This window comes from Brasilonema sennae CENA114, from assembly GCF_006968745.1.
Taxonomy (GTDB): domain Bacteria; phylum Cyanobacteriota; class Cyanobacteriia; order Cyanobacteriales; family Nostocaceae; genus Brasilonema; species Brasilonema sennae.
The window spans coordinates 6,376,924-6,390,557 of record NZ_CP030118.1; the positions used below are offsets into that span (position 1 = coordinate 6,376,924).

General features: G+C 42.2%; 9 protein-coding genes. 5 read left to right on the plus strand and 4 right to left on the minus strand.

Going from position 1 to position 13,634, the window contains the following annotated elements; all coding sequences use genetic code 11:
* Positions 1-502: 502 nt before the first annotated feature.
* Positions 503-2,860: an NACHT domain-containing protein gene (locus DP114_RS26525; RefSeq protein WP_171977542.1), complete on the plus strand. Its 2,358-nt coding sequence runs from the start codon at positions 503-505 to the stop codon at positions 2,858-2,860.
* Between the two features lie 100 nt (positions 2,861-2,960).
* On the opposite strand, the gene DP114_RS26530 is transcribed toward DP114_RS26525, so the two are convergent.
* On the minus strand, positions 2,961-3,869 hold the full coding sequence (locus tag DP114_RS26530) for a CoB--CoM heterodisulfide reductase iron-sulfur subunit B family protein (RefSeq protein WP_171977543.1): 909 nt from the start codon (positions 3,867-3,869) through the stop codon (positions 2,961-2,963).
* 188 nt (positions 3,870-4,057) lie between these two features.
* On the opposite strand from DP114_RS26530, the gene acpP reads away from it, so the two are divergent.
* From acpP to tkt, 4 genes are all read left to right on the plus strand, one after another.
* Positions 4,058-4,309: an acyl carrier protein gene (acpP, locus tag DP114_RS26535; protein WP_169266362.1), complete on the plus strand. Its 252-nt coding sequence runs from the start codon at positions 4,058-4,060 to the stop codon at positions 4,307-4,309.
* A 10-nt stretch (positions 4,310-4,319) separates the two neighbouring features.
* Positions 4,320-4,457, plus strand: a complete 138-nt coding sequence (locus tag DP114_RS26540; RefSeq protein ID WP_169266363.1) for a hypothetical protein — start codon at positions 4,320-4,322, stop codon at positions 4,455-4,457.
* A gap of 593 nt (positions 4,458-5,050) precedes the next feature.
* On the plus strand, positions 5,051-6,301 hold the full coding sequence (fabF, locus tag DP114_RS26545) for a beta-ketoacyl-ACP synthase II (protein WP_171977544.1): 1,251 nt from the start codon (positions 5,051-5,053) through the stop codon (positions 6,299-6,301).
* Positions 6,302-6,653: 352 nt separating this feature from the next.
* Positions 6,654-8,666, plus strand: coding sequence for a transketolase (tkt, locus tag DP114_RS26550; protein ID WP_171977545.1), 2,013 nt, complete (start codon positions 6,654-6,656; stop codon positions 8,664-8,666).
* A 306-nt stretch (positions 8,667-8,972) separates the two neighbouring features.
* Here the strand turns inward: tkt and DP114_RS26555 are convergent, their stop codons facing one another.
* From DP114_RS26555 to DP114_RS26565, 3 genes are all read right to left on the minus strand, one after another.
* Positions 8,973-11,663, minus strand: a complete 2,691-nt coding sequence (locus DP114_RS26555) for an MHYT domain-containing protein (RefSeq protein ID WP_171977546.1) — start codon at positions 11,661-11,663, stop codon at positions 8,973-8,975.
* A 360-nt stretch (positions 11,664-12,023) separates the two neighbouring features.
* Positions 12,024-12,677, minus strand: a complete 654-nt coding sequence (locus DP114_RS26560) for an OmpA family protein (protein WP_169266367.1) — start codon at positions 12,675-12,677, stop codon at positions 12,024-12,026.
* 116 nt (positions 12,678-12,793) lie between these two features.
* The gene (locus DP114_RS26565) at positions 12,794-13,576 is read right to left on the minus strand and encodes an ion transporter (RefSeq protein WP_171977547.1); all 783 of its coding nucleotides are present in this window, start codon (positions 13,574-13,576) and stop codon (positions 12,794-12,796) included.
* Positions 13,577-13,634: the final 58 nt, after the last annotated feature.

Sequence of the window (13,634 nt, forward strand, 5' to 3'; positions counted from 1 at the left end):
TGATAACAGTTTTAGTCTTATCTGAACTGTATTGGACCATAACAGATATTAAATAACGAATCCCCATGAAAAGTGTCCGGATATATGCATTTCATGGGGAATATCTATAATATTGAAGTTTAGTTTTGAAACCCTTTTTTCTATAGCTCGTTTTTGCAAGCTTTCTTAACATAGCCTTAAGTTTTATCACTATCGCGTCAACGAATTTTTAGCTAAATACTCTACGCTTCGCTTTATGTATAGGAGTTCGGTTTGATTTGATGAATTGACTCGTGGAGGAAGGAAACGCTTAACGCTTAACAGAAAGTGTACCTAGCTTAGCAAAAATAAAATATGAGTTTTATATTAATTAAGTTATGGAAAGAACACAATCTTAAAATAAATATTTATACTTCGTTTTTCTGGAATGATTAAAAAATCTATGTAATATACATATGATTAATGATAGCTACATTGCGATTAGTAGAAAAACAGTAATCTAAATCTGGCTCAACAAAAAACTATGACTGAAAATACTATAATAACAAACGTCTTGGAAAAAGTGAATGATCAACTGGTAGTTGGAGATTGGGTCATAAAGATGAATTCACCTCACGGTGCTAGTGTAAATATAGCAACTGAGGAAGAAAAACCGACTTTGCGCTTGCATTCCACCCCATTGATACTTCACCAACCCTTCGACTTCGCTCAGGGTAAACCCTCAGATAATTTTCTGGATCGACAAGAATTAGTCAAAGAAGCTATTGCTACCTTTCAAGCTGGGCAATCAGTAGAATTTTACAGTCCATCTGGTTTTGGGAAAACAGTTTTATTACGTCACTTAGAGCATAATCCTCAAGTCAAATCACTTTTCGCTGCTGGTGTCATTAGCTTATCTCCTGTCCATCCAAATGTAGGAGATTTACTTCAGTTCATATGGGATGCTTTTTATGAAAGCAACATTCCTTATAAACCAACTCCTCAGCAAATTTATCAACAACTTCACACAAAACAGGCTCTTGTCGTCTTAGATGATGATCCACTTATTCAAGACGAATTGCAAGAGTTGATAAATTTAGTACCCAACTGCACCTTCCTGGTTGCTTCATCAACGAGTCGCATCAAGAAAAAGGGGCGCTCAATGAAGCTTTCTGGACTTCCCATGAATGATGCTCTGGTTTTGATGCAAAGGGAATTGCAACGTCCTTTGAATATAGAAGAACAAGAGAAAGCAAAATCGCTATATAAGATTTTAGATGGGCAGCCAATGCGCCTGCGGATAGTGATGGCGAGTATACACCAACAAAGGCGTTCGCTTTTGGAAGTAGTTAGTCAATTGCCTACCTCTGCTTCAAGCAACTATCTACTTCAACAAATAATAGCATCGTTATCAACATCAGAAAAAACAATTCTGGAGTTGTTAACTATTATGGGTGGTGTTGGGCTTGACAATCAAAAAATTACTGAAATTACACAAATTTCAGATGCTTCTGATAAACTCGAAAAACTACGTAAGCATCATCTTGTGCAGCTTGATGGATCTCGATATAAAGTCACTAAAACTATAGTAGAGATTTTACCGCTAGAATCGAAGTTGACAGCATCTTTGGAAAATGCGATCGCCTACTTTGTAAATTGGACTGAACGCCACCAACAGCAACCCAATATCTTATTAGCAGAAATTGATGCGATCGCACAAATCTTGGAAGTTGCAGTCAGAAATAGTCGTTGGCAAGATATCTTACGCTTGGTAAAAGTAGTGGAAGGTACACTCGCTTTAACTAAGCAATGGGGTTTGTGGGAACAAGTACTCCAAAGGGGACTACAAGCATCTCAAGCCGAAAAAGATAGATCTGTGCAAGCGTGGATATTGCATCAACTAGGAACTCGTGCTCTTTGTTTGGAAGAAAACAGCACAGCTTACAATTACCTAACCAAAGCAATACAATTACGAGAATCTCTTGATGATGACATGGGAGTTGCAGCAACTCGCCACAATCTTAAATTGCTCAACCAGTCTTCATCTTCACAAACTCATGCCAGTCAGCAAAAAAATATCGGTACAAATATTGCCGATCAAATAGTTGGAGAAGAAGATACCAAATTGCAGCCACCCCCAGCTCCGCACCTGGTGACGAGAATGAATATAGTATTACCAGATAATAATATTCACTCCAACAAAACTGCCTCTAAAAAAGTTTTGCTTTCTTCAACAAAAATCATCACAACTGGAATTTTAGCAGCAGGAGGATTGTTCGCTTTCTTTCATTGGTATCGTGTCACACCCTCACAACCCCCAAAATCCACTTCTAAACCCACAACAACTGTTAAACCCTCACCTGTTCCCAAACAGGAACCCACAGTAACCGCCACACCGCTACCAATTGTCGAACCTCCATCCACAATTATTACTGCGCCGTCACCTCTTCCTCCACGAACAATCAAAGTCAGTCCACCACTCACACCAGATCTACAAGACGAACAGCCAATAGTTCCTAAACGCCAGAAGTCAAAAATAAAGCCAACAACAGCACCCACAAAATCAGATACACCCACATTCACAAAACCAACAACAGCACCCGCGACATCAGATGCACCTACATTCACAAAACCAACTCCAGACGTAACTACAGTACCAACACCCACACTACAAGCCACCCCTACCCCAAGTGTCACACCGTCGGTGACACCCAATGTTGAAAAAAATCAACCAACCGTAGAACCTACCCCTACTCCGACTTTTACACCAATTCCAACTCCAACACCCACATCACAAGTCGAAGCCACACCGACTCCAGCAGTGACAATAACACCAATTGAGCAAGCACCAAAATCAATGATTGAGAACAACACAGAACTCAAGACGGAGAATACACAATAATCGCTCAAAGGAATCTTGACAAAGCGATCTAAGACTAGACAACGTATGGTAGGGGAAAAGCTACCCAAGAGTTGCTTACCCTAACCATGTTAAAAGTTTTTTAAATAAATCCTAATTTTTCCAAAACTGGTTTGGTGGAAACAATATGCCGATCTAAACCAAGTTCCTTAGGACTGACACCAACAGCTAAAGCAATCAGCTGGGGTAAATGCAGTATTGGTAAATCGAGTTCCCGTCCAATAACTTTTTCCACCTCTTTTTGACGAGAATCCAAATTCAGGTGACAAAGAGGACAAGGTGTCACAATACAATCTGCACCAGCTTCTATGGCTTCTTGAATATGCATTCCAGCCATTTTAAAAGATTGAGCCGTGGCATAACTAGAAAGAGGCCAACCGCAACATTGCGTACGACCTTTGTAATAAATAGGTTCTGCTCCTACCGTACGAAAGACATTTTCCATCGCCTTTGGTTGGAAGGGATCATCATAAGGCATGGATTTTTGCGCACGCAGGAGATAACAGCCATAAAAAGCTGCACACTTTAATCCAGTTAACTTACGATTGACACGTTTTTGAATTTCTTCTAAACCGTAGTCGGTTACTAAAGCATAAAGCAAATGTTTGACCTCTGTTGTTCCTCGATAGGGCGAACACCCTTCTTTTTGCAGCAAGCCGTTCACTTGTTCAAGGTATGCTGGATTTGTTTTTTGGCATTGTTTAAGGTGTTCATCAACATGACCAATAACACCCTGACAAGTACTGCAATGAGTTAGCAGTGGTAGATTTAACTGTTCTGCTAAAGCAATGTTGCGTGCATTTACCGTATCTTCCAACATTTGGGAATCTTCTTTAAACGTGCCAGAACCACAGCAAGCAGCTTTTTTGAGTTCTATGAGTTCAATGTCTAGGGCTTGGGTTAGGGCAACAGTTGATTGGTGAAGCTCCCGGCAAGCTCCTTGGGCAACACAACCTGGAAAGTATGCGTATTTCAATGTATGGGTTAGCATAGTATCAAAGTTCGTCAATAACTGTTTTATCATTACTTGTTTATTTTGAGGAAGCGGTCGAACGATTTTCAGCAAAGAAAATCCCTTAACAGTGTACGGGTGCTCGCGCTTTCCGATAAGATGAATATGCCCAAAAATATATCCACCATAAACAGCGGATTTTAGCAACTGGTTGAGGAATTGTATCTATGAGCCAAGCGGAAACATTTGATAAGGTAAAAAAAATTGTTGTTGAGCAACTGAGTGTTAAAGACGAACAAGTAACACCACAAGCTAGTTTCGCCAACGATTTAGGAGCTGACTCCCTTGATACGGTTGAACTGGTTATGGCTTTGGAAGAAGAGTTTGACATCGAAATTCCTGATGAAGCCGCCGAAAAAATTACAACTGTACAACAGGCTGTGGACTACATTAACGAGCAACGTGTCCCATCAGCCTAAAAATTGCTGAGTGCTGAGTGCTATTGAGGCTACGGGTACAATGACTGGAGTTGCTATCTCCTCCAAAGGACAGTCTCCAGGAGAGTGTGCCAAAGAGCGTAAACTCCAGGAGGGTAACCGAAGGCAGGCGACTGGCATTGCTGAGTAAAAAGTCAGGAGTCAAGAGTCAAGAGCTTGAAGAAGTAGCAAATTGAACTTGCTAGAATGAGCGAGAGTTAGTCAAAATGGCGAAAAATAAACCAATTAACACCAAATCACTCGTTGAAAATGATGAAGTGATTCTACGTAGGTTTATTTTCTAAATGTAAAATATAGTACTTTTATATCTATCTGCTTTGGCAAAAGCACTGAAGTAGACCAAGTAGTTGTTTGGTACAACTATGGAGAAGTTCTATGTAGCAATGACTAATCTCGTTGTCCCTTTGTCCCTCTTGAAAACTCATCACCTCACCCATAGGGTATGCGCAAAACGCACACCAAAGGTGTACGCCAGGTGCGACAACGGGAGCCACTGCCCTTCGGGTATCTCCTGCGGAGACGCTACGCGAACGCAGTCGCCTAGGTCGGGAGACCCTCCTGCAGCGCTGTCTCACCGTGCGCGGGTTCCCCGCGTTGAGGCATGTGGCGTGAGCCAGCGCAGCTCATCCCGGCACTGTGCTCCCTAACGGCGCACTAGCTCACCAACTCATTGCTCAGCACTGTTTTGTTCTGCCTGCATCAATAGCCACTACTACTATCGACATGACTGATTTTATACGTAAACGCGTTGTTGTTACTGGTGTTGGCGCGCTTACACCGATTGGTAATACACCAGCCGAATATTGGGAAGGATTGATCAGCGGACGCAATGGGATTGGTGAAATCACCTTGTTTGATGCGTCTCGTCACGATTGTCGCATTGCTGGTGAGGTCAAAAACTTCGATCCACATGAATACATGGAGCGCAAAGAAGCCAAGCGCATGGATCGATTTGCCCAATTTGGGGTCTCGGCAGCAAAACAGGCTGTAGCAGACGCGCAGTTAGTCATCAACGATCTAAACGCAGAACAAATTGGCGTTATTATTGGTTCTGGCGTTGGTGGCATTAAAGTTTTAGAAGACCAGCAAACAATTTACCTGGATCGTGGTCCGGATCGCTGTAGTCCTTTCATGATACCGATGATGATAGCCAATATGGCAGCCGGCTTGACAGCAATTCACACTGGTGCTAAAGGACCAAATTCCTGCTCGGTAACTGCTTGTGCTGCTGGCTCAAACGCTATCGGGGAAGCTTTTCGCCTCATACAAGGGGGATATGCCCAAGCGATGATTAGTGGAGGATGTGAGGCGGCAATTACACCGTTGTCTTTAGCAGGATTTGCTTCAGCTAGAACACTTTCAACTCGCAATAATGACCCCGCTCATGCAAGCCGCCCATTTGACAAAGACCGTGACGGATTTGTTATGGGTGAAGGTGCAGGCATCTTAATTTTAGAAGAATTGCAGCATGCTTTGAGTCGCAAAGCCAGAATTTATGCAGAAATTATTGGCTATGGTATGACTTGCGACGCTTACCACATGACCTCTCCAGTACCGGGAGGCGAAGGTGCAGCAAGAGCGATCCAACTGGCACTAAAAGACGGTAATATACTACCAGAACAGGTGATCTATGTCAATGCACATGGCACGAGTACCCCAATGAATGATCCGACGGAAACAGCTGCAATGAAAAAAGCTTTAGGTGAACATGCTTATAAGATAGCAGTTAGCTCCACCAAATCAATGACAGGTCATTTGTTGGGTGGTTCTGGTGGTATTGAAGCAGTAGCAACAGTACTGGCGATCGCCAATGACCGGATTCCACCGACAATTAATTTGGAAAACCCAGATCCTGAGTGCGACTTGGATTACGTCCCTAACACCAGCCGGGAAGCAAAAGTCGAAGTGGCACTATCTAATTCTTTCGGTTTTGGCGGTCATAATGTGACACTAGCCTTTAAGAAGTATGTCTAGGGTGGGAAATTTGAGATGCGTGGATTTGACCTAAAAGCATAAAACTCAAGCATTGTCTACATTGAGATGTTGGGCAGAAATCTTGGTAATTCAGTGGGTTCAGCAACGGATAATAGAAGATATCCCCCATAAAATGAATCCAAAATTTTCATCAAAAATCCCAAGATCTGCCGCTTGTCGGTCAACAAGCACCAATGGGATGATGAGGATACTGGCGGGGACCTTTAAAACAGTGAACAGTTAACAGTGAACAGTTAACAGTGAAAACTGGTAACTGATAACTGATAACTGATAAACAACCCCCCAGCTGATGCTCAAAGACTGCTAACCCGTCGTAGAGAACAATCTGATTATGGCTGTTGCAACCCAAACCCTCGAAGAACTTTGTATTAACTCGATCCGCTTTCTGGCAATTGATGCTGTAGAGAAGGCAAAGTCTGGTCACCCAGGACTGCCAATGGGCGCTGCGCCAATGGCATTTGTACTGTGGAATAGCTTTTTGCGGTTTAACCCCAAAAATCCCAAGTGGTTCAACCGCGATCGCTTTGTCCTGTCTGCCGGTCACGGCTCAATGTTGCAGTATGCCCTGCTGTATTTGACTGGTTACGACAGCGTGACCATTGAGGACATCAAGCAATTCCGTCAGTGGGAATCCAAAACCCCCGGACACCCAGAAAACTTCATGACTGCTGGTGTAGAAGTGACTACCGGACCCTTGGGGCAAGGAATTGCCAATGGAGTCGGTTTGGCAATGGCTGAAGCACATCTAGCCGCAAAGTTCAACAAACCCGATGCCAAGATTGTTGACCATTACACCTACGTAATTTTAGGTGATGGCTGCAACATGGAAGGCGTTTCTGGTGAAGCTTGTTCTTACGCGGGACACCTGGGATTAGGCAAACTCATCGCTCTGTACGACGACAACCACATCTCCATCGATGGTTCTACAGATATAGCATTCACCGAAGATGTTTCCAAGCGCTTTGAAGCTTATGGTTGGCACGTGCAGCACGTTGCAGAAGGTAACACTGATTTAGAAGGTCTTGCCAAAGCTATTGAAGCTGCCAAAGGTGTTACTGACAAACCTTCTTTCATTAAAGTCACCACCACCATCGGTTACGGTTCACCCAACAAAGCAAACACAGCTGGCGTTCACGGTGCAGCCCTTGGTGGAGACGAAATTAAACTCACCCGCGACAACTTGGGTTGGGAATACGAGCCTTTTGTAATACCAGAAGATGCTCTTAAGCACTGGCGCAAAGCTGTTGAGCGCGGGGCAAACCTGGAAGAAGAATGGAACAAAGTTTTCAGGGACTACAAAGGCAAATATTCCGAGGAAGCTGCTGAACTTGAGCGGTACCTCAGCGGCAAATTGCCCGATGGTTGGGATAAGGTACTACCTACCTATACCCCGGAAGATAAAGGATTGGCCACCCGCAAACACTCGGAAACTTGCCTCAACAAACTGGGGGCGGTTTTACCTGAGCTGATTGGTGGTTCGGCTGACCTGACTCACTCCAACCTTACCGAACTCAAGGACTCCAAGGATTTTCAGAAAGGGCAATACCAAAACCGTAACGTCCACTTTGGCGTGCGGGAACATGGTATGGGCGCAATCTGTAATGGTATCGCGCTGGATCAATCTGGATTGATTCCTTACGGTGCGACCTTTTTGATCTTCACAGATTACATGCGTGCTGCCATCCGCTTATCCGCCCTATCCCAAGCAGGCGTGATTTGGGTGATGACTCACGATTCGATTGGACAAGGTGAAGATGGTCCAACGCACCAACCAATTGAAACTCTCGCCTCCCTGCGAGCCATTCCTAACTTAACGGTGATTCGTCCCGCAGACGGTAACGAAACCTCTGGCGCTTACAAAGTTGCGATCGAGAAGGCAAAACAAAACGACCCCACCCTGTTGGCGTTTACCCGTCAAAATGTCCCCAACTTAGCAGGTACTTCAATTGAGGGCGTGGCGAAGGGTGGATACACAGTGGTAGATTCTGAAGGTACACCAGATCTGATCTTGATTGGTACTGGTTCAGAATTGAGCCTCTGTGTAACTGCAGCGGAGAAACTCACAGCTCAAGGTAAGAAAGTTCGTGTTGTCTCGTTACCCTCATGGGAACTGTTTGAAGTACAAGATGCAGATTATAAAGAATCTGTTCTGCCTAAAGCTGTCACCAAGCGTGTGTCTGTAGAAGCTGCTGCCAGTTTCGGTTGGCACAAGTATATCGGCACCGAAGGCGATACTGTTAGTATTGATCGCTTTGGTGCTTCAGCTCCAGGTGCAGTTGCCTTAGAGAAATTCGGCTTCACAGTTGATAATGTGTTAGCTAAGTCTAAGGCATTGTTGGGTTAATTAGCAACAGAGTATCTATTCTCTTTCTTTTGGGGTGGGCTTTATTGTCCACCTTTTTTTGTTTTACAGCAGGGAACAGGGAATGCTTAACAGGGAACAGGGAACACTTCGACAAAGCTCAGGGCAACGCAAGCTCAGTGCATCGCTCTTAACGCTTATTCCAAAATTCAAAGAATTTCAAATTTCTCAGTTCAAAATTTCTTAATTATTTTTGAACTTTGAATTTTGTTCGCGCAGCGTGTCCGCAGGACATATTTTGAATTTGAGCGTAAGCGCAAAGCGCACGCTAAGAGCGCTCAGCGAGAGTCAACTACCGACGCCAGTTTGAAACAGACTAACTGATGCTTGTAACTGCTGCGCGACTTCTACAGTTTGTTGTAAAGAAGTTGACACAACACCAGATGAATCAGCAGTGCCAACTGATGCTTTGGCAATTTCCTTCATAAAAACAGCAACAGCCTGGGAAGTCTCAGCTTGAGACACTGTTGTTTGAGAAATTGACTCAACTAACTCGTCAATTTGACGAGATACTTTTACAATCATCTCCATGCTTTGCTTAACGTCTTTGACTAGCTCAGCGCTTTCTACCACCTGAGTGGTTCCTTGTTCTATGGTCTGGATAACTGCTTGCGTTTCTAATTGGATATTTTCTGCAATTTGTTCAATTTCTTGAGTCGCTTCGGCTGACTGTATTGCTAAGCGACCAACTTCGTGAGCCACAACAATAAAACCCTGACATTGTTCACCTGCACGCGTTGCTTCCAGACCAGCATTGATAGCTAGTATATTGGTTTGTAATGCAATTTCGTTAATCAAGGTGACAACTTTAGAAATTTCTTGGGATGACTCGCCAAAACGTTTTATCCTTTTGGCTGTTTCAGTAATTGTTTTTTGCAAATTAAAGATGCTAGATGCGGTATAATCCATTGCTTCACCTGCACTCAAAGCAGTATTGGCAGACGTGCGAGCCACTTGCACTGCTTGAAAAGCATTATTGGCGACTTCTTGAATAGAGAAATTCATTTGATTTACCAACTCAAGGGTGCAGCTAATTTCTTCAGCCTGTTGGAGTGCTTCATCTGCTAAGTGACGAATCGCATCAGAGTTGTCCCCCAGAGAAACATTGACCTGTATAGCCGCTTGTTTGACTTGAAGGACTAGTTGTTGCAAGCTTTCGATAATGGTATTAAAAAAGTTGGCTACTATTCCGATTTCACCGGTTGTCATTTGAGCTCGAACTCTCAGGTCACCTTTGGCTACCTCTTTAACATCATCAATAAGTTCCATCAGCTGATGTTGGAGGAACTCTTTGCTGCGTCTCAATTCTTCTTCCGCCTGTTTGCGTGAGGTAATGTCAGATTGCACCCCAATATAATTTATCACTTGTCCAGTGACGTCTCGTGCTGGAGAAATACTTAATTCACACCAGAATGGGGTACCGTTCTTACGGTAATTCTTAATCACAACATGACATTCTTGCTCTTGTCGCAATGCGTTGCGTATTTGTTCAATAGTCTGTGGATTAGTGTCATATCCTTGCAAAAATCGGCAGTTGCGTCCTAAAACTTCTTGTGGTGAATAGCCGGTCAAGGCTTCAAATGCAGGATTGCAAAAGATGATAGGATTATCTTCCTGACGAGGGTCTGTTATCACAATTGCATTTCTAGCAGCGGCGATCGCACGGTCACGCACTCGCAGCACTTCCTGTGCAGTGTTAAGTTCATGCAAAAGATTTGCTTGTTCTAAAGCAAGGCTTACTTGAATGGCTAATTGCCCAAATAAATCAATTTCTAGCCGCTGCCAATTCCGAAATTCAGAGCATTCGTGAGCACACAATAAACCTAAAAGCCGATGCTCACTTAAGATAGGTGCAACCAAAATCGACTTAATTTGAAAGCCTTCAAGAATTTGTTGGTAAGAGTCTGAAAAATTCCCCTGATAAATGTTATTTACAGCTTGGACTTGACCATCTTTGTACATTTGAATGTCATCTTTGCCAAACAGAGTAAAGACAGTTCTTCCTAACGTTTTTATCCAACCCTTTCCTACTGACTCGGCAATGATGGTACCGCCCCAGTCAGCATTGAAACGATAGATGATAACGCGGTCTGCGTTCAGTGCTTTTTGGATTTCACAAACCGCTGTGTTGAGAACATCCTCTAACTTGAGAGACTGCCGAATCAGCAGGGTAATGTCCATCAGTAGCTGCGATCGCTGAGCTTCTCCCTGTTTAAGTAATAGTGTTTGGGAAACCATTCGCCGCTCCACAAAGGAAGTTAGCAGTGTGAAACTTAGGATAATGATAGTACTAACGCCAATACTTATAGCTAACTTAGCCAGGGATACTTGCATGGTTGCAACGTTAGTCACTTTAGTTGCTTTAAAACAGGCAGCTGCCATTCCTGTGTAATGCATGCCGGAAATTGCAATTGCCATGACGAACGCACTATAAATCTTGCGTCGCCTAAGCGTTTTCCCCGTTTGCAAACGCAGTTGGAAAGCAATCCACAGCGCCAGAATTGATCCACCTATGGCGATCGCCACAGAAAGCATAAACTGTACTGCATTATACTGAATAGCTGCTTCCATCCGCATTGCTGCCATACCAATGTAGTGCATAGAGACAATACCAATGCCCATTAACACACCACCACTCAGCAATTGCTGTGTACTTAAGACTGGGCGACTCGCCAGGAAAAGCGCACCACCAGAGGCAACAATAGCAGGCAGCACCGAAAGCAGCACAGTCAACGCATCATAGCCCATCGATATTGGTAAACTCAAGGCAAGCATGCCAACAAAGTGCATTGACCAGATACCAATTCCCATGACAACAGCACCGCCAATTAACCAAGCTAGTTTTGCCTTTGCTTTAGCTAGCGTTATTTGCCCAGCCAAATCAATAGCGGTGTACGAAGCAAACACAGCTATCACAATTGAAAGGGCAACAAGGAATGGATTATAAGTACTACTTATCGCCACATCTGCCTGCAACATCTCGTTAACCTCACTCTGGATCTTGGTAAAATAGCGCTCCCTACATGAGTCTTTTTGTCACTTTCGTCAAGTGAAGCACACTCATGAATTGAAAAAATCCTGATAACTAAGTTCGGTAGATGCAGTCACTGTTTTGAAAATGGCAGATGCAAAAAGTATTTGTCTCGCTTGTGAGACAGCACGATGAATTTTATACTATAAGAACGTATTTTTACAGTTGTCTTAAATAAAACAACGTTACACCCTATTTAGCTATAAAAGTAAAGTTCTTAATACAACAACATACAATTTCAAATCAGTATTGTCTATAGTAGTGTTTTTAACAACTTAATAGCCGCTTATTTGCTTTATAAGTATCAGTTATACCTGATGATTTGCCACCTTTTGAATCACAATTTCAATACGACGGTTCTTTTGCCGTCCTACGGGATTATCTGAACTATCAGATTTTTGATTTGCTGCTACGGGTTGCGCTTCCCCATAACCTTCTTTCGATATCAAAGACATGTCTATGCCACCTTTTTCACTCAGCCACTTTTGTACTGCTGCTACCCATTGCTCTGACAATTTTAAATTATTATCTTTGGAGCCTTTAGAATCAGTATGTCCTAGGATTTGTAACCAAGTGTTAGGATAATGATTATTGATTGCCTGACTAACTTGACGCAAGATTTTCTTTGCATCTGGGCGAATCGTATCTTTATTAGAGTCAAATAAAAGATCTGCTGGCAGCGTAATAATAGTTAAGTATTGATTTTCCTGAACTTGAATTTGCCCAGATGTAATATCAGGTAAGTTGACTTCAGGATATGTATCCTTAGAAAACTGAATAATGGGAGTTCGGACTTTTGATAACTCTTGTACAAGTAATTGTGCTTGAAAAAACTTTGTTTGAGGTGATTTTACTGTTCCAAACTTTACTTCGGCTTTTGCCGTTGCTGAATATACCAAATTGTTAGCGATGATTGTCAGGATAATAGGTATTAAGTAAATACTGAAACGGAGTGAATACATTTCTTTAAGTCAGAAAATTTAAAATTTACTACAGGCTACCTCAAAAAACAAACAAATGCTTCTTTCTTAAGTTATAGGCATTTTCTGTAACTATGGATACTTGGTTGTTTAATCAATTATGAATTATTTCTCAACTTAGTACCACAAATTTTGCAGAACATAGCATCTGTATCATGGAACGATAAACCGCAGCCAGAACAAATTGTTTCTACTTGATTTGCAGTTTTGACTAGCCTCTTGATCAAATCACCTACTTGCCAAGGAATCAGAGCAATACCTGTTAAAATCATTAATACTGTCAATAAACGACCTAACTCAGAAATTGGAGTCACATCGCCAAAACCAACAGTGGTCATCGTGACTATAGAAAAATAAAAAGCATCCAAAAAAGTAGCAAAATTTTGTGAATTAACAGAATGTTCTACTTGATAAATTAAACCTGAGTAGACAAAAATAATAGCAAATAATGTAAATAATATTCGTGTATAAACTAAACTGTCTTCTGTGCTGACACCCAAGAGAAATTTGTTATCTATAAATCGAATTAAACGCAAAATCCTGAACCATCGTAGCAGTCGAACAAAGCTGATATCAACACCGCCTAATAAATAGGGTAAAATCGCTATTAAGTCAATTAAAGAATAAAAACTAAAAAAGTACTTAATTTTCTTTTCCTCACTCCAGATACGGAGTAGATACTCAGCAATAAAAATCAGTAACACAAATGTATCTATGAAATTTAAAATCAGCCGTAAATCATCAGATATGTTATAAGTCTGTGCTACAAAAATAACAGAGGAGAATAAAACTAAACCAGCAATAGTTAAATTCACAATTTTACCTACTGGTGTCTCTAAGTCTTTCAAGTAAAATGCTGTTTTTTCTTTGCTAAGTAACATAAAATTCAGAAGTGGCTACTCATAAATTCAGTAATATAAAGAATCCACAATTAATTGT

What these genes read in the sequence shown, in the direction of transcription:
- DP114_RS26525 (WP_171977542.1), top strand. Translation starts at nt 503, where the DNA reads ATGACTGAAAATACTATAATAACAAACGTCTTGGAAAAAGTGAATGAT.
- DP114_RS26530 (WP_171977543.1), bottom strand. Translation starts at nt 3,869, where the DNA reads ATGCTAACCCATACATTGAAATACGCATACTTTCCAGGTTGTGTTGCC.
- acpP (WP_169266362.1), top strand. Translation starts at nt 4,058, where the DNA reads ATGAGCCAAGCGGAAACATTTGATAAGGTAAAAAAAATTGTTGTTGAG.
- fabF (WP_171977544.1), top strand. Translation starts at nt 5,051, where the DNA reads ATGACTGATTTTATACGTAAACGCGTTGTTGTTACTGGTGTTGGCGCG.
- tkt (WP_171977545.1), top strand. Translation starts at nt 6,654, where the DNA reads ATGGCTGTTGCAACCCAAACCCTCGAAGAACTTTGTATTAACTCGATC.
- DP114_RS26555 (WP_171977546.1), bottom strand. Translation starts at nt 11,663, where the DNA reads ATGTTGCAGGCAGATGTGGCGATAAGTAGTACTTATAATCCATTCCTT.
- DP114_RS26560 (WP_169266367.1), bottom strand. Translation starts at nt 12,677, where the DNA reads ATGTATTCACTCCGTTTCAGTATTTACTTAATACCTATTATCCTGACA.
- DP114_RS26565 (WP_171977547.1), bottom strand. Translation starts at nt 13,576, where the DNA reads ATGTTACTTAGCAAAGAAAAAACAGCATTTTACTTGAAAGACTTAGAG.